The organism is Agrobacterium sp. B1(2019), assembly GCF_008274755.1.
In the GTDB taxonomy this organism is placed as follows: domain Bacteria; phylum Pseudomonadota; class Alphaproteobacteria; order Rhizobiales; family Rhizobiaceae; genus Agrobacterium; species Agrobacterium salinitolerans.
The window spans coordinates 946,505-970,381 of record NZ_VTPB01000002.1; the positions used below are offsets into that span (position 1 = coordinate 946,505).

Sequence of the window (23,877 nt, forward strand, 5' to 3'; positions counted from 1 at the left end):
GACAGGAACGATTGCAAAGACAAGTAACCTGACCATCGGCATTATCGGCGGCGGGCAGCTCGGGCGTATGCTGGCTATGGCCGCTGCGCGTCTTAACCACCGCACCATCGTGCTTGAACCGCAGGCGGATTGTCCGGCAGCGCAAGCCTGCAACGACCAGATCGTCGCGGAGTATGACGACGAAAAGGCGCTTGCGGAACTCGCAAGCCGCTGTGATGTCGTGACCTACGAATTCGAGAACGTGCCTGTCGCGGCGGCCGAAAAGCTCAGCCTCTCCGTTCCCGTCTATCCACCTCCGAAAGCGCTCAGCGCCTCACAGGACCGGTTGACGGAAAAACGCTTCCTCAACGGCTGCGGCATCCCGACCGCCGATTTCCGCGCCGTGGACAGCCAGGAAGAGCTGGAGGCCGCATTGGCCGCCTTCGGCGGCAAGGGCGTGCTGAAAACCCGCCGCATGGGTTATGACGGCAAGGGCCAGCGTCTCTTCCGGGGTGGCGAAGACCTTGCAGGCGCCTTTGCGGCGCTCGGCGGCGTGCCGCTGATCCTCGAAAGCTTCATTTCCTTCGAGCGGGAAGTTTCGATCATTGCCGCCCGTTTCCTGGATGGCACCGTCACCTGTTACGATCCCGCCGAGAATGTCCATCTGGACGGCATTCTGCACACATCAACCGTTCCGGCAGCGCTCTCCAATGCCGCCAGGGCAGTTGCCGTGCAATCGGCGGAAAAGCTTCTGGCGGCGCTCGATTATGTCGGCGTCATCGGCATCGAATTCTTCGTCCTGCCGGATGGTTCGCTGGTCGCCAATGAAATGGCGCCGCGTGTCCACAATACCGGCCACTGGACGGAGGCCGCCTGCGTGATCTCGCAGTTCGAGCAGCATATCCGGGCCGTATCGGGCCTCGCGCCCGGCAGCACGGATCGCCATTCGGATTGCGTTATGACCAACCTCATCGGCGATGACATCGATGATGTTCCGGCATGGTTGTCGAAAAAAGACTGTCTCGTGCATCTCTACGGCAAGACGGAAGCACGGCCGGGCCGCAAGATGGGCCATGTGACGCAGCTTCTGCACACAGGAAAAGCCTAGTCTTTTAAGGCAAAGACACGGGCAAGTGTTGACAGGCAGGGCTCAAACAGGTATCTGCCTGCCAACCGAAAAGAGCGCGCCCCGTTGCGCGCTTTTGATTGTTTGAATAGCACGGCAAAATCCGTGCAAAACTGCGGACCAGTAAAATGAAGATCAAGAATTCGCTTAAAGCGCTTAAGGCCCGTCATCGCGATAACCGCCTGGTTCGCCGCAAGGGCCGCGTCTACATCATCAACAAGCAGAACCCGCGCTTCAAGGCTCGTCAGGGCTGATTGACCGCGACTGCGGGTCGCGATGTTTCGCGGATCACTTTGTTGACAGTGCAGAAGTTTGCATTTGATATTGGGCGCAGCCGGGTTAAGCTTTAACCCATGCGCCCAAATCTTTTTTGCACAGCACTCATTTTCGCTCAGGGCTTCCTGTTTTCAAGCCTCCCGTTTCCGGGAATGGCTGTGGTTGCTCATGCGGCGGACGGAAAACCGCCTGCCGTTGCGGAGACCGCGCCCTCACCGGCCAAGACCATCGACACTCTTTTTGCATCACTGAAGAAAGAGCGTAACGCGGTCAAGGCGCGCAGCATCGCCAACCAGATCGCCTCCGAATGGAATGATTCCGGCAGCGCAACGATCAATCTGCTGATGCAATGGGCAGGCGAAGCCGCCGACGAGAAACGCAACGCCGCCGCTTACGATTTTCTCGACCAGGTTGTTTTGCTCGATCCTGACTATGTGCAAGCGCCCTATCGCCGCGCCATGGTCCATTTTGCCGATGGCGACACCCGCAAGGCGATGGCGGATATCAACCTGACCCTTGAAAGGGAACCGCGCTATTTCCCGGCGCTGGCAAGCCTAGCAAACATCCTCGAAGCTTCGGGCCGGGAGGAACTGGCGCTGAAGGCCTGGGAGCGTTATCTGGCGCTTTACCCCGCCGACAAGGATGCCCGCAAGGAGGCAATCGACCTTTCGGAAAAGCTCGCCGGCACGCGCGGCTGAATTCGCAAAATGCGCAAAAAAATCGCCGCAAAAGCGGCGATTTTTCATTGAGGCGTTTCCAGCCGATCATTCCATGCCGAGCGCGGCCATATAGGTCTGAAGAATCGTTTCTTCCTCGATGCGTTCGTTTGCATCCTTCTTGCGCAGGCGAATGATGGTGCGGATCGCCTTGGTGTCGTAACCACGACCTTTAGCCTCGCCCATAACGTCCTTGATATCACCCTGAATGGCAGCCTTTTCTTCTTCGAGGCGCTCGACGCGCTCGATGAACTGGCGCAGTTCTGCGGCGGCGACGGTTTCGGTGGTGCTCGTTTCGTCCATCATATTATCCTTCGTTGTCGGCTCGCATGCGAGCCTATTCATTGATCCGGGCGAAAACTTCGCCGACTGCTGCCAGCGGGCAGCAAAATTCAGGCCTGTGAACTGCCCATAGAAAGGCGTTCCGTCAAGTCGATTCCGTCGTTGAAGACTTATTCCTTGGGCCGGTTCTGCTCGAAAGCGGCTTTCTGGTCGCCACTCGCTTCGCTCTGGTATTTCTCTTTCCAATCTTCATAGGGCATGCCGTAGACGATTTCCCGTGATTGATCCTTGCTGAGCGGAACACCGGCTTCCTCGGCCGCTTCACGGTACCAGTTGGAAAGGCAGTTGCGGCAGAAGCCCGCGAGGTTCATCAGGTCGATATTCTGTACATCATGGCGTTCACGCAGATGTCTGACGAGGCGCCGGAAGGCGGCCGCATCAAACTCGATCTGCCCGTTGTCGTTCTCAGTCGTCATGGCAAAACTCCAGGCTCAATAGGGGCCGGTGCGAGAGGCGAACAGCTGATATTCATGCAAAACGGGATCGTCGTTCATTGCGGCGAAAATGGGAGCGAGCCGGTCCGACCATTCGGTGATCCCCTCCTCATTCCCGATCAGATCCTGCCGAACCTCGAGAAGCGCATGCGGTATGCCCTTCATCATGCAATGGCGATACATGGTGTCGCCTTTGAGCGCCCCGTCGTAGGGTTCGTTATCGCCAACGAGGACATCGCCGGTGGCGCGCAGATGCGCCAGAAGCGGATCGACAGCACGGTGATCCGTGTCCCACAGAACCGCCGCATGCCATGGCCGGGGTGTTTCCTTCCAGAACGGCGTGTAAGAATGCAGCGACAGCACGAGCGGCGCCTCTTCAGACGCTTTCGCCACACCGGTCAACACACGGTCAACGGCATTGTGATAGGGCCGATGGAAGACCTCGATCCGTCTCTGCCACTCCTCGTCGGAAATCGGATGGTTGCCGGGGATGACCGCCCCGTCCGAAATCTTCATGATGAGAGTGGGATCATCCTCACCGCGATTCGGGTCGATCAGCAGGCGAGAGAACCGTCCTAGCACGGCCGGCACGCCAAGGCGGGCGGCGAGTGAGCGGGTCAGTCCCTCTATACCGATATCAAATGCGATATGGCGATGAAAAGCGGTTTGCGGAAGGCCAAGATTGCCGTAGTGTGCCGGCAGGAGGTTCATGGCATGGTCCGCCAGAAGAACCATGCCTTTGTCATAATCGCCTTCTATGATTTCATAAGGTATGAAGTCGTTCATCGATGATTTTTCTGGGGCAGGATTGAGGAGAGAAACTTGATGGCATGGCTTGAGGCCGCGCGCAAGTTACGGCGGAAGAACAGCCATCTACCTTGTCGCACTCACGATCCCACGAACAATATAATCGATTAAACTCGCGTTGACTTTCTTTGGCGGCCACGCCAAGAAGTGTGTTCATTATAACCATGGAATCCGGATGGAAGCCGTGACTCAGTCATCTCTCGCTCTTCCTCGCCACTTCAGGCATCTCGCCCGTCTTTTTTCCGTAGCGGCATTGTTTCTGACCCCGCTCATGATAGCGGCGCCCGCGCACGCGGATTTTCGCGTGTGCAACAGCACGCAGAACCTAGTCGGGGTAGCCATCGGCTACCGTGCTCAGGAAGGCTGGGTCAGCGAAGGCTGGTGGCAGGTCCCCTCTTCGACCTGCGCAACGCTGATCGAGGGTGAGCTGCAGTCACGTTATTATTATCTCTATGCCGAAGACGCCGCCCATGGCGGCCGCTGGACCGGTGACGTCAACATGTGCGTGGCGGAAAACGAGTTCAAGATCAACGGCGTGGACGATTGTTATGCCCGCAGCTTCCAGAGAATGGGTTTCAAGGAATATGACACGGGCAGACAGGGCAGCTGGATGGTCCAGCTCTCCGATACGCCAGGCACACAGGGAAATCAAAACTGATGAAGCGTAACCGCAAAGTCAAAATTCTTGCAACTCTCGGCCCGGCCTCCTCCGAAGAGGCGATGATCGAGAAGCTGCATCTTGCTGGCGCAGATCTTTTCCGGATCAACATGAGCCATGCGAGCCACGACGTGATGCGGACGCTCATTCAGCGCATCCGTTCCGTCGAGAGCCGGAACGGCCGCCCTATCGGAATTCTGGCCGACCTGCAGGGACCCAAGCTGCGCGTCGGAAAATTCGCCGAAGGCAAGGTCGACCTCGTTCCCGGCCAGACCTTTACGCTGGACAACAACGATACGCCTGGTGACAACACCCGCGTTTTCCTGCCCCATCCGGAAATTCTCGAAGCGGTCAAGCCCGGCCATCGCCTGCTGATCGACGACGGCAAGCTGCATCTGCGCGCTGAAAAGAGCGACGGCAAAAGCATCGTCACCACCGTCATTTCCGGCACCGGCATTTCCGACCGCAAGGGCATCAGCCTGCCCGACACGCTGCTCGGCGTCGGTGTTCTGACCGACAAGGACCGCGTCGATCTCGATGCCGTTCTCGCCACCGGCGAAGTTGACTGGGTTGCGCTTTCCTTCGTCCAGCGCCCGGAAGACCTTGCCGAAGTGCGCAAGATTGCACGCGGCCGCGTCGGCCTGATGTCCAAGATCGAAAAGCCGCAGGCTGTCGAGCGCATCGAAGAAATCATCGAGCTTTCCGACGCGCTGATGGTCGCCCGTGGCGATCTCGGCGTCGAAATGCCGCTGGAAGCCGTTCCGGGCATCCAGAAACAGCTGACCCGCGCCTGCCGCCGCGCCGGCAAGCCGGTCGTGGTTGCCACCCAGATGCTGGAATCGATGATCACCGCTCCTGTGCCGACCCGTGCCGAAGTGTCAGACGTCGCCACCGCCGTTTTCGAAGGCGCAGACGCCATCATGCTTTCTGCCGAGTCCGCATCCGGCGACTATCCGGTCGAAGCGGTTTCCACCATGGCCTCCATTGCCAGCACGGTGGAGCAGGACCCCTATTATTCCAATATCATCTATGCGCAGCGCGCCCAGCCGGAACCGACCGGCGCCGACGCCATTTCGCTTGCCGCCCGCCAGATCGCCGAAACGCTAAAGCTTGCGGCAATCGTCACCTATACGTCCTCGGGCACGACCGGCCTGCGCGCCGCGCGTGAACGGCCGCAGGTTCCGATCATCGCGCTGTCGCCGATCATCCAGACCGCCCGCCGCCTGTCGGTCGTCTGGGGCCTGCACTGCGTCGTCACCGGCGATGCCAGCGACCTGGACGACATGGTGAACCGCGCTTGTCGTATCGTGGTTTCCGAAGGTTTCGGCAAGCCGGGCGATCGTATCATCATCTCCGCAGGCGTACCGCTTGGCACCCCCGGCGCGACCAATATGGTACGCATCGCCTATATCGGCTCGGACGGCCAGAGCGGCGTCTAAAGCTTGAACTATCCAGCATAAAAAAACCCGCCGGTAACGGCGGGTTTTTTGTTGGCCTCTCGGCCGTCTTCCTTATGAAAGTTGGCTCAGTGCATCTTCACCGGCGTGCTGAACCGGCTGGATTCGATGGCCGCGGCACCGGGCTTGAAGCTCGCGGAAGTCGCGGAAGCCGACATGTCGTTGCTGAGCATGCGATTGGCGACAACACGCGGCGCCTTTACCGAGCGTCCGGTCGTACCCTTGTTCTGGTTGAGCGCCCAATCCGAAATAAGATCCTGCGTCAGGCGTCCACCGCCCACCATGGCCTGCTGGGAAACAGCGGCATCCTGTTTGCTCGGGCGCGAACCCTTGGTCGGAAGGCCGGCGCTGAGGCCGCCATTGATGGCAGGCTTCAGGTCGAAAGCATCACCGAAGCCAGCCTGAGGTTCGGCCTTGGCCGTTTCGACGGGCGCAACGGTAACCTTGTGGTTGACGGCGGCCGGGAATGGCGCAGCGGTTGGCATCGCGGCCGACTGGACCTGCGACCGGGCGGCCTGACCGCTCTGTTCAAGAGCAGCAACCACCGTGGGCGAAAGCGTATCCTCCTGCGCCTCGGCGAGATCGTCCTCACCTTCAGGGTCGGCATTGGCCGCCGCCAGCAGGGCTTCCGCCACGGCCGGACGATTGGCGGGAACCGGAACAGAGGCGAGTTCGCCGGTCGCAGCCGGTGTCGCACCCTCTGCAGAAGCCGTCAGGATCGATCCTTCCGCATCACCTCTCATGCCGCGCGGGCCCAGAAGTGTGGGCACCGGAACGGATACCTCAGCCAGATCGGCAAATTGCTGGCGCTCAGCGGGCGCGGAAGCCGGCGTCGGCGTGGTCGCCGCCTGCAGGGCATCCTGCGCGGCATTGCGAGCCGGAGAATAAAGCGCGGTTGCGAGCCCGGTATTCGCCGGCGGCTGGTTGCCGAAAGCGGGTCGGGCCGTCGGCAGCGGCGCATCGTTTACACCCGGAAGCGTCTGTGCCGAAGCAACTGCAATCGTGGGCTCAGGCTCCGGAGCCGCCGGGCGAGCAACGGCGGGGCGCTCTGCGGGCGCCGGCGCTGCGATGCTATCTGGATCTTCATCCTCGTCACCGCCGCCGAAGAGGGCCTGCAACAGCGTCTTGCGCTTGCCGCCGCCAGATGAGGCAGGGCCTGCACCGGCGCTGGAAGCGACCTGAATGGAGGAGGAACTGACGCGCTTCTTGTAATCGGCAAGCGCCTGCTCATAACCGGGAAGCGGCTTGCCGTCGGAAGGAAGATGCAGCGTATTGCCGTTCGGGAAGATGCGGACGAGCTCCTGGCGGCTCATGCGCGGCCAGGCGCGAACGCCGCCGACATCCATGTGCACGAAGGGAGAGCCTGAGGTCGGATAAAAGCCGACGCCGCCGATCTGCATCTGCATGCCGATTTCGCGAAGACGGGCAAGTTTCACACCGGGGATATAAAAGTCCATGGCCTTGCCGAGCATATGCTGGCTTTTTTCCGCAACGCCCTTCGTGCGTGAGCGCAACAGACCGTTGGTCTCGGGCGAACGGAAGGCCGAAACAACGTTGATATAGTCAGTCGCGCCACTGCGACGATAAACTTCCCAGACGAGATCGAAAAGGCGCGGATCCATGCGTGTCGGCTGGTTGCGACGCCAGTCGCGCAGGAATCGGTTCAGCTCCTGCAGACCCTTCTGGTCGTATTTCCCATTGCGCTTGAAGGTGATGACCGCCTTCTCGCGTGTGTGGATATAATACAGTTTGAGGCTGCGCGTCTCGGCGGCGGCTTCCGTCGCCGAAACACCTACGAAAGGCATTGCGGCGAGCATCAGGCAGGCAAAGGTGACAGCTCGCGCCGACAGCTTCGTGCATATATCCTTGATCAAGCCGCGCGCGATCCTAGTCGAAAGCGCGTTATTCCGATGCAGATATGGCAATTCGATCCCCGCCTGGAAGACAATTTCTGTCACATTGCCTCAAATGAACGTCAAATACGGTGACACGATGGCAAAATTGCCACACACATACAACCTTCCTCTATATAGTGAATCAGGCACTAACAAGAGGTTTATAGACGGTAAGCGGATATCCTTGCTCAGAAGTTAACGAATTTTGCGATCTGCCTCCAAGTGCGGGGTCTGTGCCGTTAAGCTGCATCTCGAAGGGGATCGTCGGGATCGATGCCATAATCCTTCAGCTTGCGATAAAGCGTCGAGCGGCCAATGCCGAGCTTTCTGGCGACCTGGCTCATCTGCCCGCGATAGAAGCGCAGAGCGAAACGGATAAGTTCTTCCTCGATTTCTGCCAGTTTGCGGATGTTGCCCGACTCATCCATGCTGGAGATCAGGTTTCCGCCCCGGTAGATAGTGGTTGAAATATCCGATGGCTCCTCGATGACGGCATGGCTTTCAGCAACCGCCGGCGGAGGCGGTGAATAGGCCGCAAGCTTCAGCGACGCCCCTGAAGGCGAGCGAATGACCTCGTCCGCATCGTCGCCGGTCGAAAATTCCGGCAGCTGAAGCGCGATCTGCGGAAAATCGGAATCTGACAGTTCCTCGCCCTGCGACAGCACCACGGCGCGGAAGACGGCGTTTTCGAGCTGACGAATATTACCCGGCCAATCATAGGCCGTCAGCAGCGCCAGCGCGCTGGCGTCAAGGCCGACAGGATTGGGCAATTTCTGTTCCGCCGAAAAGCGCTCGGCGAAAACGCGCGCCAGATGGGGAATATCTTCCTTGCGGCGGCGCAGCGCCGGAATGGTGATCGGGAAAACGTTGAGGCGATAATAAAGGTCCTCGCGGAACCGGCCTTCCTTCACCTCTTCGATGAGGTTCTTGTTGGTGGCGGAAATCAGCCGCACATTCACCTTCTGCACCCGTGCGGAGCCGACGGTTTCGATTTCGCCCTGCTGGACCGCGCGCAGCAGCTTCACCTGCACATCCAGCGGCAGATCGCCGATTTCATCGAGGAACAGCGTGCCGCCGTCCGCCTCCATGAATTTGCCGACATGTTTTTCCGTCGCGCCCGTGAAGGCTCCCTTTTCATGGCCGAAGAGGATGCTTTCCACGAGATTATGGGGAATGGCGCCGCAATTGACGGTGATGAAGGCCTTATTCGCCCTGTCTCCGGCCGACTGGATGGCGCGGGCGACCATTTCCTTGCCCACACCGGATTCGCCTTCCAGCACCACGGGAATGCTGGACTGGGCGGCGCGCTGCGCGAGTTCAATGACCCTCAGCATTGCGGGGCTTGCGGAAACGATATCGGTAAAATTCACTGCATTGCTCCGTCCGCGCCGGCCCGTTCGGGCCTTGGCTTCTCTCCTGTCGAGCTTGAGCGCATTGGAGATGGCGGCGCCGATCCTTTCCGGCGAAACCGGCTTGACGACAAAATCGAAAGCGCCGGCGCGCATGGCCTGCACAACGGTATCGATGCCGCCCTGCCCCGTCTGGACAATGACGGGAACATCGGTGCCGAGTTCGCCGATCGCTTTGAGAAAGGTAAGCCCGTCCATTTCAGGCATCATGAGGTCGAGGACAATGACGTTGATCTCGCCGCTATATTGCTTGAGCAGTTCCAGCCCCGCCTTGCCGTTTTCGGCGAGCAAGGCGAGATGCCCATAACGTTCCACCGCATTTTTGAGCAGGCGGCGCTGGACGGGATCATCGTCTATCACGAGAACATGCGCGGTCATTTTTAGCTCCGGTTTCCGGTTTATGGACCTGCTTCATGCGGTCCCTTATTCCGCACTCTGGCATGGGAGACTTGAACATCCAGTTTTGAGAATTGCTTGCATTTTATCCATTGCCGCGGGAAACAAGGTCCCCATATGCTTCGCACGCATAATCAGAAGGACACGTTCGATGACCCTCAACCGCCCTACCCCGCAACCCGTCTTCTCCCTTGCCGAAACCGCCGGTCCGGCGCTTGGCGACCTGCCCGGCTGGAAGCTCTCGGACCTCTATCCATCGGGGGATTCGCCGGAATACAAGGGCGATCTCGACAAGGCGGAGTCGATGGCGGCGGCTTTCGAGAAGAAATGGAAGGGCAGGCTTGAAGCTGCCGCAAAGGCGACGGGCGACAAGGGCATCGGCGCTGCGCTCAAGGAATATGAAGCGCTGGATGATCTCATCGGCCGCATCGGCTCCTTTGCCGGGCTCACCTATTTTTCCGATACGTCGAACCCGGCAAACGGCAAGCTTTACGGCGATGCCCAGGCGAAGCTGACGGATATTTCCTCCCACCTCCTGTTCTTCACCCTTGAGCTCAACCGCATCGATGACGCCACAATGGACGCCTGCATGGCGAGTGACGCCGTAGCGGGTCACTACCGCCCTTGGCTGGTGGATTTGCGCAAGGACAAGCCGCACCAGCTCGACGACCAGCTGGAACAGCTGTTCCTCGAAAAATCGATGACCAGCGCAGCGGCCTTCAACCGTCTGTTCGACGAGACGATGGCCGATCTGCGTTTCGACATTGACGGCGCGAGCCTGCCGCTGGAAGTGACGCTCAACATGCTGCAGGAGCCGGAGCCCGAAACCCGAAAGAAAGCGGCTCAAGCGCTGAGCGCCACCTTCAAGGACAATCTGCGCGTCTTCACGCTCATCACCAACACGCTTGCCAAGGACAAGGACATTTCCGACCGCTGGCGCAAATTCGAGGATATTGCCGATAGCCGTCATCTCGCCAACCGCGTCGAGCGCGAAGTGGTCGATGCTTTGGCCGCGGCGGTCAAGAAAGCCTATCCGCGCCTCTCGCATCGTTATTACGCCATGAAGGCGAAATGGCTCGGCATGGAGCAGATGAATTATTGGGACCGCAACGCGCCGCTTCCCGATACGTCGAACACGATCATTCCCTGGGATGAGGCAAAGGACACGGTGCTTTCCGCCTATGGCAATTTCGCCCCCGAGATGGCCGATATTGCCCGTCGTTTCTTCGATGAAGAGTGGATCGACGCCCCCGCACGCCCCGGCAAGGCGCCGGGCGCCTTCGCGCATCCGACCGTACCTTCGGCCCATCCTTATGTGCTGGTCAATTATCTCGGTAAACCACGTGACGTGATGACGCTCGCCCACGAACTCGGCCACGGCGTTCATCAGGTTCTGGCCGGTGAACAGGGCGCCTTGATGTGCGCGACGCCGCTGACGCTTGCCGAGACCGCCTCAGTCTTCGGGGAAATGCTGACCTTCCGCAAGCTGCTCGACGACACGAGGGACATCCGGGAACGCAAGGCCATGCTCGCCCGCAAGGTCGAGGACATGATCAACACGGTCGTACGCCAGATCGCTTTTTATGAATTCGAGCGCAAACTGCACACCGCCCGCAAACAGGGCGAACTGACCTCCGAGCAAATCGGCGAATTGTGGCTGTCCGTTCAGGCCGAGAGCCTTGGTCCGGCAATCCGGATTTCCGAAGGCTACGAGACATGGTGGACCTACATCCCCCATTTCATTCACTCGCCCTTTTATGTTTATGCCTACGCCTTCGGCGACTGCCTGGTGAACTCGCTCTATGCGGTTTATCAGAAGGCCGAAACGGGCTTTCAGGAGAAATATTTCGAGCTTCTGAAGGCGGGCGGCACCAAACACCATTCAGAGCTTCTGAAGCCCTTCGGCCTCGACGCGACCGATCCCTCGTTCTGGGACAAGGGGCTTTCGATGATCGAAGGGCTGATCGACGAGCTGGAAGCGCTGGATAACAAACAGGCTTAATCTCTTCCGCCGGCAAGGCTATCCTATTCCGGACAAGCTTTGCCGGTTGATATTGCCGGCGGAACACCGGTAAACAATTCAGGCGACGAGCACAGGCAATGAAACGCAAACCCGCCGATCTGACCTTGAGGGAAACCCTGCGCTGGGAGCCGCAGACCGGCTTTCACCGCATCGACCAGCATATGCGCCGATTGCTGCGCTCGGCCGACGCGCTCGGTTTTCGCGCGCCGGTCAATGCGGTTCAGGTGCTGGAAAAGAAGGTGGGCGGCGAAAAGCCGCTCTGCGTCAGGCTGGTCATGAACTACAAGGGCGAACTCGATATCGAAACGGCCGACTTCCAGCCCTTGGCCCAGGACGCCGTCTGGCGGGTTCGCATCGCCCGGCAGACCAGGCTCGATTCCTCCGATACCTTCTATCGCCACAAGTCCTCACGCCGCGAGCCCTATGATGCCGCCCGGGCCGAATTTTCAGCCGGGGAGGCCGACGAGGTGCTGCTGCTCAACGAGCGCGGTGAGTTGTGCGAGGGATCGTCGACCAGCATTTTCGTCGAAATGCCGGATGGGCAGTTACTGACGCCGCCGCTCGACAGCGGCATTCTGCCGGGTGTGCTGCGCGCCGATCTGATCCGCGACCGCAGGGCGCGCGGACAGTCGCTGAAACCGGACGACATTGCCGGCCGGAAACTCTTCGTCGGCAATTCTCTGCATGGATTGATTGCGGCGGAACTCGTTTAAACAGTCACCGCCAGAAGCCGGTCGCGGCCTTTGTCCTTGGCCGCATAAAGAGCCTGATCCGCCCGCATGAAAACATCATCGGTGCTTTCCGGTGCGCGATACACCGTCAGCCCGGCCGAGCAGCTGTAGGAAAAATCCGGGAATTCAGAGAGAGGCCTCGAAAGACGCACCTTCTGCAGCAGCCGTTCGACGATCTCCCGGCCCTCGGCCACCGTGCTGCGCGGCAGGATGAGCATGAATTCCTCGCCGCCGATCCTGCCGAAACAATCCACCCGCCGGATGACTGAATGGGCGATGCCGACGAAATCGCGAAGCACCGCGTCCCCGCATTTATGACCGAAACGATCATTGATCTGCTTGAAAAAATCGATATCGAGCGTGCACAGGCAAAAGGGTGTTTCAAGCCCCTTGGCAACCCGTTCCACCTGCAGAGCCAGCTTGGCGAAGACGAAGCGGCGGTTTGCAGTTCCGGTCAATTCATCCGTCTGCGAGGCGCGCACCGCCAGATCCCGGTCCTGTCGTAGCGTCCTGTAACCCTGGCGCAATTCGGTAACGTCGCTTGCGACGCACAGCATCCAGCCATCCTGCTGCACCGTTTCCGTCATCCAGAACCAGCGGCCGTCATGCATGTCCATCTCAAAGGCGCGATAAGGCAGCTTGCCGCGCCGGGATTGCGCCGACAGCAGCCACCCCTCGAAATCATTGTTGCGGACGACGACGCCGCTACGCAGCCGGTGGTTCAAGCGCATGATGTCCGCCCAGGTCGGAAAATCGCCGGCGGCGAGCTGAAAGCTTTGCCGAAATGACGGATTGGCATGACGCAACCGATCTTCGGAATCGTAAAGGGCAATAAGAACGGGGGTGGCGCTCTGAAGCGCTGCGACACGCTCGATAAGACTATTCAACGGGCAACTCCCCTGCGATGATGAAAATTCCCCCGTCGTCATCCGGCCAAAGCCCCCAAGCCTTTGGACATAGAGAGGAAAAGAAGAACTTAATTATAAACGCACTCTCTAAAATGCGAAGAGGCAGAATGCCGAGGAAAGGACGCCCGAGCCCGTCCTGTCATAACCATCGTCATATGTCCGTCATCCACCTGCCCTTTATTGTGGCACGCTTTTGTGATCTAGCTTACTTATTGGCTGAAAAAGGAAAATTGACGAATGACGGATGCAGACCACCCGATTTACGGCGACATTGACGGCCCCATCATCATGATCGGCTTCGGCTCCATCGGGCGCGGCACTCTTCCGTTGATCGAGCGTCATTTCAATTTCGACAGAACCCGGCTCGTCGTCATCGACCCGCGCGAGGACATCGCCGCCTTTCTGGCCGAAAGGAACATCCGCCATGTCCAGACGCATCTGACCAAGGAAAATTACCGCGAGATTCTGAAGCCGCTCCTCAAGGGCGTTCAGGGCCAGGGCTTCTGCGTCAATCTTTCGGTCGATGCCGCCTCCGTCGATCTGATGCGGATCTGTCGCAAGCATGGCATGCTTTACATCGACACGGTCGTCGAACCCTGGCCCGGTTTTTATTTCGACGCCGATGCCGACAATGCGGCCAGAACCAACTATTCGCTGCGCGAGACCATGTTGAAGGAGAGGGCGCGCAAGCCCGGCGGCACGACGGCCGTTTCCACCTGCGGCGCCAATCCGGGCATGGTGTCCTGGTTCGTGAAACAGGCGCTCGTCAATCTCGCCAAGGATACCGGCCACGACATCGAGGAGCCACAGCCGCACGACCGGGAGGGCTGGGCAAAGCTGATGAAGCGGCTTGGCGTCAAAGGCGTTCACGTGGCCGAACGCGACACCCAGCGGGCGAAGGAACCCAAGCCCTTCGGCGCTTTCTGGAACACATGGTCCGTTGAAGGTTTTATCGCGGAGGGTTTTCAGCCCGCCGAACTCGGCTGGGGAACACATGAAAACTGGATGCCGAAAAACGCGAAAAAACAGAAAAAGGGAAGCAAGGCGGCGATCTATCTCGACCAGCCCGGCGCCAATACGCGGGTGCGGACATGGTGTCCGGGTCTGGGTCCGCAATATGGATTTCTCGTCACGCATAACGAAGCGATTTCGATTTCCGACTATTTCACCGTCCGCAACGATGATGGCGACGTGACGTATCGGCCAACCTGCCATTATGCCTATCATCCCTGCAACGACGCCATTCTTTCCCTGCATGAACTTTTCGGCAATGGCGGCACCCCTCAGCCCGTCCAGCATGTGCTTACCGAAGACGAGCTTGTCGACGGCGCCGATGAACTCGGCGTTCTTCTTTATGGCCATGACAGGAATGCCTATTGGTATGGCTCGCGGTTGAGCCTGCAGGAAGCGCGCTCACTCGCCCCCAGCCAGAATGCCACTGGATTGCAGGTCAGTTCCGCGGTTCTGGCCGGCATGGTCTGGGCAATCGAAAATCCTGAAGCCGGCATCGTCGAGGCGGATGAAATGGATTACCGCCGTTGTCTCGAGGTGCAGCGCCCCTATCTCGGACCCGTGGAGGGCCATTATACCGACTGGAAACCGACCGATGGCCGCCCCGGCCTGTTTCCCGACAACATCGATACGTCCGACCCCTGGCAGTTTCGCAACATCCTCGTGCGCTGACGGGACGGAGTCTCATATTTGTCACGCAGAGGCTTTCCTGAATGACGTCAGGAACCGGGGAGAGCGAGCAACGTTGCCTTGAAATAAGAAACGCTTCACGGCATGGTCGAAGCATAGAAAGTTTCATCGAATCGCAGGAGAACAGGCTCATGAACTTCAAGACAAGCGCTGCTTTGCTTTCAGCCGCCATAGCGGTGTCTTCATGCGTCGCGCCGGGACCCTCGCAGCAGTCCTCGATGGCGCCTTCGCTTTCCCGCGGCCCGGCCGTCGATGGCCGCTGGATCGACCGCAACGGCATCGTATCGACCTTCCAGAACGGCGCCTTCTCCACCCGATCGACCGACACCAACACGCTTCTGGCCTCCGGCACCTATGTCACGATTTCGCCGACGCTTTACGAAATCAACATGACCTCGCTGGTGCGCAACACGCAGTCGCGCGTAAACTGCGCCCTCGTCTCCCCGTCACAATTGAACTGCACGACGGATACGAACAGCCAGTTCTCGCTGACGCGCCAGGGCTGATAACACCGTTTTTTTAATGGGATGACCTTCTGAAACGCACGCCTTCAGCGTGCGTTTTTCTTTATTGCGCGCCTGTCATAATTTCGCTTGCGGCGGCTGCCGCTAAATGGAAACATCCGACGTTCGAAAGACTGACATGTTTTCGGATTAAAAAATGAGTTCGGTCGGGGGATGATCAGCCGGCCTGTACTTCCGCTTTGAACAAGAGAGAGGGACGATGAGGAAAATTTTGGCGCTGGGTATGCTGAGCGTTTCGGCAATGACGCTTTCAGCCGGGGTCGCTCTGGCCGACTACAAACTTAACATTCTTCACATCAATGACCTTCACTCACGTATCGAGGCGATCAACAAATTCGATTCGACCTGCTCACCTGCCGAAACGGAAAAGAAGGAATGCTTCGGCGGTATCGCCCGTGTGAAAGGCGCGATCGACGCGCGCCGCGGAGAGCTTGGCAGCGGCGCCAACCTCCTCGTTCTCGATGCCGGTGATCAGTTCCAGGGCTCGCTGTTCTATACGCAGTACAAGAGCGGACCGATTGCTGAATTCATGAACGGCATCGGCTTCGATGCCATGGCAATCGGCAATCATGAATTCGATGACGGTCCGGAAGAGCTGCTGAAATTCATCAACGCGCTGAAGTTCCCGATCATTTCCGGAAACACCAAGGCGGCCGCAGGCTCCATTCTGGCCGATAAGTACAAGGGCTACGTCATCAAGGATCTGGGCGGTCAGAAGGTCGCCGTGGTTTCGGTGCTTGCGACCGACACCAACGAGACCTCCTCGCCGGGCGACAAGATCAGCTTCGAAGACGAGATCGCCTATCTGAAAGGCGCCGTAAAGGAAATTCAGGATCAGGGTGTCAACAAGATCGTGCTGCTTTCGCACGTCGGTTACGTCCGGGATCAGGAAATAGCGCAGGCAGTGGACGGTATCGATGTCATCGTCGGCGGTCATAGTCACACCCTGCTTTCCAGCACCGACCCCAAGGCCGCCGGTCCTTATCCCACGCTCGTCAAGAACCCGTCGGGGATCGATGTTCCAATCGTAACGGCCTACGCCTATTCGAAATATCTCGGCGACCTCGCCGTGACCTTCGATGACAATGGCGTCGTCAAATCCGCCGAAGGCGCACCGAAACTTCTCGATGTCTCGGTTACGCCGGACGATGCATTCACCAAACGCGTGACGGAGCTTGCCGGCCCGCTCGAGGAGATGAAGAAAAAGGAAATCGGCTCCTCCGAAAGTGTGATCGACGGTTCGCGTGAAGTTTGCCGCGCCAAGGAATGCACGATGGGCAATCTCGTTTCCGACGCGCTGCTGGATCGCGTCAAGGATCAGGGCGTGACCATCGCCATTCAGAACGGCGGCGGTTTGCGCGCTTCCATCGATGCCGGAACGGTAACGATGGGTGAAGTCCTGACGGTCCTGCCGTTCCAGAATTCCATTGCCACGTTTCAGCTGAAAGGTTCGGATCTGGTCGCGGCTCTTGAGAACGGCGCGAGCCAGATCGAAGAAGGCGCCGGCCGTTTTGCGCAGGTCGCCGGCCTCAAATATTCGTTCGACCGCTCCAAGCCGCCAGGTAGCCGCGTTGTTTCCGTCGAGGTCAAGGAAGGCGAAAGCTTCGTGCCGCTCGACCCCAACAAGACCTATGGCGTCGTCTCCAACAACTACATGCGCTCGGGTGGTGACGGCTACAAGGTCTTCGCGACCAAGGCGATAAACCCCTATGACTTCGGCCCAAGTCTTGAAGACGCGGTTGCCGCCTATATCAGCGCCAACAGCCCCTACAAGCCGCATATGGATGGCCGCATCACCGACGCAACCCCTGCGGATTACGTGGCGCCTGCGAAACAGCCAGCACCGCCGGCATCAGCCCCCGCGCCCGCCGCAACCACCAGTGCTGCACCGGCGCCCGCTGCGACGGCCCCGGCAGCGCCTGCAACTGCACAAGCAGCCCCCAGCAAATATGTCGTTGAAAAGGGCGACTCGCTCTGGAAGATCGCAGAGGAAAAATATGGCGACGGCGCTCTCTGGAGCAAAATTGCCAAGGCAAACACGCTGCGGCATCCAAACCACATAGAGATCGGCGAGGAACTGGAACTGCCGGCTCAATAAGCCGGACCGGAACGAACAGGGCAATTTGCCGCAGACACGAAGACGGCCCTCGGAGACCAGGGCCGTCTTCTTATTTTCCTTTTTAAAACAAATTGTTACGGATATAATTTTGGCAAGGAACCTCCAGCAGCTCCCCCCGCCCGGGAAATAGCCTTCGCCAGTGGTTTAATCCTGAAAAATTTCGTCTAGAACACGTGAACGAATTGACGGCGCGGGCGTATAGCTCGGGCATTGTCGGCCCAACCCCGTCGTGGTTTGTGTTCGGCGCATAAACAGAAGATGGAGCGTTTCAGCCCTTATCCGGAACGAACCGCTCCTCACGCAACCAGTCAGAGTTTCAGGGTGTCATTCATGGCGACAGAACTATCAGCACTCCCCGCAAACCATCCCCGCACGGCATTTGGCAAGGTCGGCGTCCTGCTGGTCAACCTCGGCACGCCAGACGGTACGGATTATTGGTCGATGCGCCGTTATCTGGCGGAATTCCTGAGCGACAAGCGGGTAATCGAATGGTCGCGTCTCTACTGGTATCCGATCCTTTACGGCATTGTCCTCAACAAGCGCCCGCAGAAAGTCGGCAAGGCCTATGAGGAAATCTGGAACCACGAGCGCAACGAAAGTTATCTGCGCACCTATACACGCAGCCAGGGCGAGTTGCTGGCGGAAGCGCTGAAAGACCTGCCAAATGTTGTGGTCGACTGGGGCATGCGTTACGGCCAGCCCTCCATCGCCTCGAGGATCGACGCGCTGAAGGAACTGGGCTGCGAAAAAATCCTGCTCTTCCCGCTTTATCCGCAATATGCTGCGTCGACGACGGCAACTGTGAACGACAAGGCTTTCGAACACCTGATGAAGCTGCGCTGGCAGCCAGCCATCCGCACCGTCCCGCCGTATCATGACGATCCGGCCTATATCGAGGCGCTTGCCGCCTCAGTGAAAAACCATCTTGCGACGCTGGACTGGGAACCGGAAATGCTGATCACCTCCTTCCACGGCATTCCGCAATCCTATTTCAAAAAAGGCGATCCTTATTATTGTCACTGCCAGAAAACCGCCCGGCTGCTGCGCGAGGCGCTGGGGCGTACAGAGAAAAATTTCATGATCACCTTCCAGTCGCGTTTCGGACCGGAAGAATGGTTGCAGCCCTATACCGACAAGACCGTGGAAAAGCTGGCGTCGGAAGGCGTCAAGCGCATCGCCGTGATGAATCCCGGCTTCGTTTCGGATTGTCTTGAGACACTGGAAGAAATCGCCGGTGAAGCGGGCGAGATTTTCCTGCATAATGGCGGAGAGAAATTTACCCATATTCCCTGCCTGAACGACAGTGCCGAGGGCATGAATGTTCTCGAAAAGGTTGTGAGACGGGAGTTGCAAGGGTGGGTGTAATCTTGCCATAACGATGCCGGGCTAAAACCCGCATAGTTCTGATCTGGAGGAAAAGTGATGATTGCATTGGGCGGTTTCGATATCGTCGTGCTGGCGGCAGTGGTTCTGGTCATTCTGGTGCTGTTTGCCGGCATCAAGACCGTGCCGCAGGGATATCGCTACACGGTTGAACGTTTCGGGCGTTATACCCGCACGCTCGAACCGGGCCTTAACCTGATCATACCCTTCTTCGAGCGTATCGGCGCCCGCATGAATGTGATGGAACAGGTGCTGGATATCGCCACCCAGGAAGTCATTACCCGCGACAATGCCAGCGTTTCCGCCGATGCGGTGGCCTTCTACCAGGTTTTGAACGCCGCGCAGGCCGCCTATCAGATCGCCAATCTGGAAAACGCCATCCAGAACCTTACCATGACCAATATCCGCTCGGTGATGGGCTCGATGGACCTCGACGAGTTGCTGTCGAACCGTGACGCCATCAACGATCGCCTGCTGCGCGTGGTCGATGAGGCCGTCGGGCCATGGGGTATCAAGGTCACCCGCATCGAAATCAAGGACATCGCGCCGCCGAAGGATCTCGTCGATTCCATGGCGCGGCAGATGAAGGCGGAGCGCGAAAAACGCGCACAGGTGCTGGAAGCCGAAGGCGCCCGCAACGCCCAGATTCTGCGCGCGGAAGGCGCAAAACAATCCGCCATTCTTGAGGCCGAAGGCCAACGCGAGGCGGCGTTCCGCGACGCCGAGGCGCGCGAACGTCTGGCCGAGGCCGAGGCCAACGCCACCCGCATGGTCTCGGAAGCCATTGCCGCCGGCAATGTCCACGCCATTAACTATTTTGTCGCCCAGAAATACACTGAGGCGCTCGCCGAGATCGGCACCGCGAAGAATTCCAAAATCGTGCTGATGCCGATGGAGGCTTCGGCGCTGATCGGTTCCCTCGGCGGTATCGGCACGATTGCGAAAGAGGTCTTCGGCGAAAGGGGCGACGCACCGACTGCGCCTGCCGCCTCCACGGCGTCCCGCTCCGTGCCGCCGACGCGACCCTCCGGCCAGAGCATCAACGTCACGATCCCTGGTAATCCATTCGGTTCCTCGTCGGAGAAGTGATGATGTTACAACAGCTTGCCACTGAGCTGGGGCCATGGAGCTGGTGGATCGTCGCCTTCGTGCTTCTGGCCGCCGAACTCATCGCTCCCGGCGTGTTCCTGATCTGGATCGGCCTTGCCGCGCTGGTTATCGGCGCGGTCTCGCTGCTTTTGTGGGATGCTGCATTCTGGGCCTGGCAATTGCAGTTGGTGCTGTTTGCCGCGCTCTCCATCGTTTTCGCCCTGCTCGGCCGGAAATATTTCGGAAGAAACAGGGCTGCGAGCGACGAACCCTTCCTCAACCAGCGGGAGGCAAGTCTTGTCGGACGCACCGCGACCCTTCAGGAACCGATTGTCGAAGGGCGTGGCCGGATCAGGCTGGACGACACATGGTGGCCGGTCAACGGCGAAGACCTGCCGGCCGGCACCCGGGTGAGAATCGCTTCCGCACGCGGACGCACGCTGACAATCGAGCCACTAGACCGATAAGTTCAAGATCGGCGGCCGCTTCAAGCCACGCCAATTCTCAAGAGATCGTGGAAATGCACCAGCCCAATGGGCCGGTTGTCCTCATCGATGACAATCAGCGCACCAATGTGGAATTTCTCCAGCGTCGCCAGCGCACTGGTCGCCAGCACGGACTTTTTAACAGTTTTCGGCGTGCGGGTCATGATGTCATCGACCGTCATCTCGGCGAGGTTGCGCGACAGGTTGCGCGCCATATCGCCCTCGGTGACGATGCCGCACAGGCGGCCATCCTCGTCCAGAACGCCGACACAGCCGAAATGCTTGCGGGAGAGAACACCGACTGCTTCCGGCATGGCGGTTCCCTTGTTGACCAGCGGCACGCGGTCGCCCGTATGCATGATATCGCCGACCAGCGTCAGGCTCGCCCCCAGCTTGCCGCCGGGATGAAACACCTTGAAGTCACCGGCAGTAAAATTGCGCGCCTCCAGAAGCGCAACGGCAAGGGCATCGCCCAGCGCAAGCTGCATCAACGTAGAGGTCGTCGGCGCAAGGCCGAGCGGGCAGGCTTCCTGCTCATTGGGAACCAGCAGCACGATGTCGGAAGCCCGCGCCAGCGATGAATTTTCCGAACAGGTGAGCGCGATCAGCGGAATGGAGAAACGGCGCGAATAGTTGATGATGCTACGCAGTTCTGCGCTTTCGCCGCCCTTGGAAATGGCCAGCACCACATCATCGCCGCCGATCATGCCGAGATCGCCGTGATTGGCCTCCGCCGCATGCACAAAAAAGGCGGGCGTGCCGGTGGAGGCGAAGGTGGCCGCAAGTTTTGCGCCTATGTGGCCGCTTTTTCCGACCCCGGTAATGATGAGGCGGCCATTCGACTGGCCGATGGTCTCGATCGCCTTGCAGAAGGGGTCGGAAAGACCGTTCCTCAGAGCATCCTCGAGGGCGGCAAGGCCAGCTCGCTCCATTGAGATCGTCCGCAAGGCGGATTCGATGGCGTTGTCTTCGACCAATTTGACGGCGCGTGTAATCATGGCCGACTGTTACTCTTTCAACCGAAATAAGTCCACTCTTCACCGGCGGGCGCAGGGTTTTAGTAGATGCCGCCCGAAAATCTCCAGCGGTTTCGGTAAAGCGGCGCCTCGTCAATGACGCCGATCCGGCGGAGAAATCTCCTCCATCGTTCCAAGCCGTTTGAAGGGGATGTTTTCCTCGTCGACCAGATACCGCCCGAGCGTCCTTACCCATGAGACCGAGCCGTCGCTGCGGCGCACGGCGTATTCCTGATTATAAAAACTTGCGGCCTTCAGGGTGATCAATGCCGATTCGATCACGCGGTTTCGATGATCGAGATCCACTTTTTCAAGCATCTGAAAAATGCTGATACCCTGCATCGCCTGTCGCAGTGGAATCCCAAAGAGTTCAGCACATACTTTGTCTAGATAAAAACGGTCATTGGTAATATCCCAACAATAAAAACCGAGCTGCTTGGTGTTCAAAACCGGATTCATGAAACGATGCTGTCACACAAAATAAAATTCAATACCACTTGCTGGGCAATAGAAGATAAGCCCCTATAAACCATAGGGCGATTCCGCACCAAATTGAAACGTTTTAATCTTCTCATATTAGAAATTTTTTGCATTCTTGACCATTTTCTTCCAGTCATGGCGACGGGTGAAATCGGCCTGCCAGATCCAATGATCGGCGCCGTTAATTTTCTGCCACTGCCATAAGGCTGAACGCCAGACGATCTTTATTAACTGTTAACCATAAAAACCTATTGTTAAAGCGATGTTAAAACTTGCGTCGCCTGTCTGGTCCCTGGTTCCTTCACGTCATTTCATCGGCCTGTTACTCATCGGGCCTGAGGGAATGTCTTGGTTGTCCTTCGATCCGGCGTCGGCCAAACTCGCCGGGTGAAAAGGAATGAACGTGAAAGGCGCCGCCACACGTCTGCCGACGTCGCGGAAAGCAGCAACCCTGCTGCTCGCCTGCACGATTTTTTACCCGCAGGCAAACGTCTTCGCGCAGACAGCAACGACAGCCATACCAGTATTGCCAGGCGCCGCTTCTGCCGTCTCCGGAGCAGGTTCACCCACACCGGCGACGGACAGTGGCGTGAGCACTGGCACTGGCACTGGCGCTGTCACGGCGACAGCTACGACCACGCCCGCACCACAACTCTGGCGTCCCTCCACCAATCCCGGTGATCCTATTTACGAACAGCAGGACGACGCAGGCCAGCCCTCTGCCGAGGCCGAAAACCCCTATGAGCCGACGGTAGACGGTGGCGAAAACCCACGGATAGTGACCGAACCCGGCCAGACGCCCGGCATCCGGCTCGGCACGTTCCTGCTGCGGCCTTCGATCAGCCAGACGATCAATACGCAAAAGCAGACGAATACCGGCGGCCCCTCCAGACGCAACTATCTGACGACAGGCATACGCGGCACGCTCACCAGCGACTGGTCCCGTCACGCTTTGACGGTGACGGGCGACGGTGCCTGGGAGAGGAACTTCGGCAGCGACAAGGACGGCGAAGAGCCTCGGGCCAGAGTAGAGGCCGATCTACGCCTCGATCTTGGTGAAGAAACGACGGCCAATCTCAAGGTCGGTTATGAATTCAGCCGCGAGGACACGACGGACCCCAATGCTCTCACCGGCGCTGCCGTGCAGGGCGGCGAACACCGCTTCACCACCGGCGCATCGATAGAGCGGGATTTCGGCAAGCTGCGCGGTTTGGCGGCGCTCGATCTCTCGCGCACGGTCTATACGGATGCGAAAGGCGTCGACGGCCGGCCGATCAGCCTCAGCGACCGCGACCAGAACGGCGCGAACCTGCGTGGACGTATCGGCTATGAATTGTCGCCGGCGCTCATCCCCTTCCTCGAACTGAATGCCGGGATGACCAAATATGACAGGCGTCTCGACAATTCGGGTTATGCCCGTTCCTCCAATGCCTATGGGGCCAAGGTCGGCGCTGAAGTCGATCTTGGCGAGAAGACTCGCGGCGAGGCCGCCATCGGTTATTTGCGCAAGCAATATGACGACGATCGCCTCGCCTCGATCGGCGCATTGACGCTGGATGGCGAACTCAACTGGTCACCCCAGCGCGGCACAAACGTCAATCTCGGCCTGCGCACGACGATAGAGGACTTCGCCGGCGGACCACAGGGCGGCTGGATTTCCTATCGGTTGGATGCCGGCCTGACCCACGAATTACGCAGCAACCTCGTTGCCCGCCTGACGGGACAGGTCGTGCATCGCACATTCCCCTCTTCCGACATGGAAAATGCCGTGGAATATACCGCAGGCGCCGGCCTGACCTGGGGGCTGAACCGCTATCTCGACCTAACGGCGGACGTCAGCTATCAGTGGACACCGGTTTATGACAGCAGCGAGCTACGTGTCGGCGCAGGACTTGTCCTCAAGCGATAGGCGCCAGCCAAAAA

22 protein-coding genes are annotated in these 23,877 nt (G+C 58.9%); 14 read left to right on the forward strand and 8 right to left on the reverse strand.

Annotation, left to right across the window (positions count from 1 at the left end; translation table 11 throughout):
* The first annotated feature begins 10 nt into the window (after nt 1-10).
* From AGR1_RS19180 to AGR1_RS19190, 3 genes are all read left to right on the forward strand, one after another.
* On the forward strand, nt 11-1,087 hold the full coding sequence (locus AGR1_RS19180) for a 5-(carboxyamino)imidazole ribonucleotide synthase (RefSeq protein WP_149148023.1): 1,077 nt from the start codon (nt 11-13) through the stop codon (nt 1,085-1,087).
* 146 nt (nt 1,088-1,233) lie between these two features.
* Nucleotides 1,234-1,359: a type B 50S ribosomal protein L36 gene (gene ykgO / locus AGR1_RS19185; protein ID WP_003497670.1), complete on the forward strand. Its 126-nt coding sequence runs from the start codon at nt 1,234-1,236 to the stop codon at nt 1,357-1,359.
* Nucleotides 1,360-1,458: 99 nt separating this feature from the next.
* Nucleotides 1,459-2,079: a hypothetical protein gene (locus tag AGR1_RS19190; protein ID WP_149147876.1), complete on the forward strand. Its 621-nt coding sequence runs from the start codon at nt 1,459-1,461 to the stop codon at nt 2,077-2,079.
* Between the two features lie 66 nt (nt 2,080-2,145).
* On the opposite strand, the gene AGR1_RS19195 is transcribed toward AGR1_RS19190, so the two are convergent.
* The 3 genes from AGR1_RS19195 to AGR1_RS19205 form a co-directional block, all read right to left on the reverse strand.
* On the reverse strand, nt 2,146-2,403 hold the full coding sequence (locus tag AGR1_RS19195; RefSeq protein ID WP_006314683.1) for a DUF2312 domain-containing protein: 258 nt from the start codon (nt 2,401-2,403) through the stop codon (nt 2,146-2,148).
* Between the two features lie 146 nt (nt 2,404-2,549).
* Nucleotides 2,550-2,855: a DUF1244 domain-containing protein gene (locus AGR1_RS19200; RefSeq protein WP_149147877.1), complete on the reverse strand. Its 306-nt coding sequence runs from the start codon at nt 2,853-2,855 to the stop codon at nt 2,550-2,552.
* A gap of 15 nt (nt 2,856-2,870) precedes the next feature.
* Nucleotides 2,871-3,659, reverse strand: coding sequence for an N-formylglutamate amidohydrolase (locus AGR1_RS19205; protein WP_149147878.1), 789 nt, complete (start codon nt 3,657-3,659; stop codon nt 2,871-2,873).
* Between the two features lie 196 nt (nt 3,660-3,855).
* On the opposite strand from AGR1_RS19205, the gene AGR1_RS19210 reads away from it, so the two are divergent.
* Both AGR1_RS19210 and pyk read left to right on the forward strand, forming a co-directional pair.
* On the forward strand, nt 3,856-4,338 hold the full coding sequence (locus tag AGR1_RS19210; RefSeq protein ID WP_162520613.1) for a DUF1036 domain-containing protein: 483 nt from the start codon (nt 3,856-3,858) through the stop codon (nt 4,336-4,338).
* Nucleotides 4,338-5,777: a pyruvate kinase gene (gene pyk, locus AGR1_RS19215; protein ID WP_080794957.1), complete on the forward strand. Its 1,440-nt coding sequence runs from the start codon at nt 4,338-4,340 to the stop codon at nt 5,775-5,777. Before AGR1_RS19210 ends, pyk begins: the two co-directional genes overlap by 1 nt.
* 86 nt (nt 5,778-5,863) lie before the next feature.
* Here pyk and AGR1_RS19220 read toward each other — a convergent pair whose 3' ends face one another.
* Nucleotides 5,864-7,753, reverse strand: coding sequence for a DUF882 domain-containing protein (locus AGR1_RS19220; protein WP_187772232.1), 1,890 nt, complete (start codon nt 7,751-7,753; stop codon nt 5,864-5,866).
* A 176-nt stretch (nt 7,754-7,929) separates the two neighbouring features.
* Nucleotides 7,930-9,477 carry a sigma-54 dependent transcriptional regulator gene (locus AGR1_RS19225; RefSeq protein WP_080794955.1) on the reverse strand — a complete coding sequence of 516 codons (1,548 nt, stop codon included), beginning with the start codon at nt 9,475-9,477 and terminating at the stop codon, nt 7,930-7,932.
* 169 nt (nt 9,478-9,646) lie between these two features.
* On the opposite strand from AGR1_RS19225, the gene AGR1_RS19230 reads away from it, so the two are divergent.
* Nucleotides 9,647-11,497 carry a M3 family oligoendopeptidase gene (locus AGR1_RS19230; RefSeq protein WP_149147879.1) on the forward strand — a complete coding sequence of 617 codons (1,851 nt, stop codon included), beginning with the start codon at nt 9,647-9,649 and terminating at the stop codon, nt 11,495-11,497.
* Nucleotides 11,498-11,595: 98 nt separating this feature from the next.
* Complete coding sequence (locus tag AGR1_RS19235) at nt 11,596-12,231, forward strand: aminotransferase class IV family protein (protein WP_080794952.1); 636 nt, start codon at nt 11,596-11,598, stop codon at nt 12,229-12,231.
* Here the strand turns inward: AGR1_RS19235 and AGR1_RS19240 are convergent.
* Nucleotides 12,228-13,136, reverse strand: a complete 909-nt coding sequence (locus AGR1_RS19240) for a GGDEF domain-containing protein (protein WP_149147880.1) — start codon at nt 13,134-13,136, stop codon at nt 12,228-12,230. The genes AGR1_RS19235 and AGR1_RS19240 overlap by 4 nt on opposite strands.
* Nucleotides 13,137-13,394: 258 nt before the next feature.
* Here AGR1_RS19240 and AGR1_RS19245 point away from each other — a divergent pair, with 258 nt between their 5' ends.
* From AGR1_RS19245 to AGR1_RS19270, 6 genes are all read left to right on the forward strand, one after another.
* A complete protein-coding gene (locus AGR1_RS19245; RefSeq protein ID WP_149147881.1) occupies nt 13,395-14,840 on the forward strand; it encodes a homospermidine synthase in 1,446 nt (481 codons plus the stop codon).
* Nucleotides 14,841-14,989: 149 nt separating this feature from the next.
* Nucleotides 14,990-15,364: an outer membrane lipoprotein Omp10 gene (omp10, locus tag AGR1_RS19250; RefSeq protein ID WP_077983501.1), complete on the forward strand. Its 375-nt coding sequence runs from the start codon at nt 14,990-14,992 to the stop codon at nt 15,362-15,364.
* Between the two features lie 217 nt (nt 15,365-15,581).
* On the forward strand, nt 15,582-17,480 hold the full coding sequence (locus tag AGR1_RS19255) for a 5'-nucleotidase C-terminal domain-containing protein (RefSeq protein WP_149147882.1): 1,899 nt from the start codon (nt 15,582-15,584) through the stop codon (nt 17,478-17,480).
* 351 nt (nt 17,481-17,831) lie between these two features.
* Nucleotides 17,832-18,866: a ferrochelatase gene (hemH, locus tag AGR1_RS19260; protein ID WP_077983503.1), complete on the forward strand. Its 1,035-nt coding sequence runs from the start codon at nt 17,832-17,834 to the stop codon at nt 18,864-18,866.
* Nucleotides 18,867-18,923: 57 nt separating this feature from the next.
* Nucleotides 18,924-19,973 carry an SPFH domain-containing protein gene (locus AGR1_RS19265; protein WP_080794932.1) on the forward strand — a complete coding sequence of 350 codons (1,050 nt, stop codon included), beginning with the start codon at nt 18,924-18,926 and terminating at the stop codon, nt 19,971-19,973.
* Between the two features lie 2 nt (nt 19,974-19,975).
* Complete coding sequence (locus tag AGR1_RS19270) at nt 19,976-20,440, forward strand: NfeD family protein (RefSeq protein ID WP_077983505.1); 465 nt, start codon at nt 19,976-19,978, stop codon at nt 20,438-20,440.
* 20 nt (nt 20,441-20,460) lie between these two features.
* Here AGR1_RS19270 and AGR1_RS19275 read toward each other — a convergent pair whose 3' ends face one another.
* Both AGR1_RS19275 and AGR1_RS19280 read right to left on the reverse strand, forming a co-directional pair.
* Nucleotides 20,461-21,456, reverse strand: coding sequence for a KpsF/GutQ family sugar-phosphate isomerase (locus tag AGR1_RS19275; RefSeq protein ID WP_080794929.1), 996 nt, complete (start codon nt 21,454-21,456; stop codon nt 20,461-20,463).
* Between the two features lie 111 nt (nt 21,457-21,567).
* Nucleotides 21,568-21,933 (reverse strand): PAS domain-containing protein, encoded by a 366-nt coding sequence (locus AGR1_RS19280; protein WP_080794926.1) that lies wholly within the window; start codon nt 21,931-21,933, stop codon nt 21,568-21,570.
* 418 nt (nt 21,934-22,351) lie between these two features.
* On the opposite strand from AGR1_RS19280, the gene uppP reads away from it, so the two are divergent.
* Complete coding sequence (gene uppP / locus AGR1_RS19290) at nt 22,352-23,863, forward strand: polysaccharide biosynthesis protein UppP (protein WP_149147883.1); 1,512 nt, start codon at nt 22,352-22,354, stop codon at nt 23,861-23,863.
* Nucleotides 23,864-23,877 lie beyond the last annotated feature (14 nt).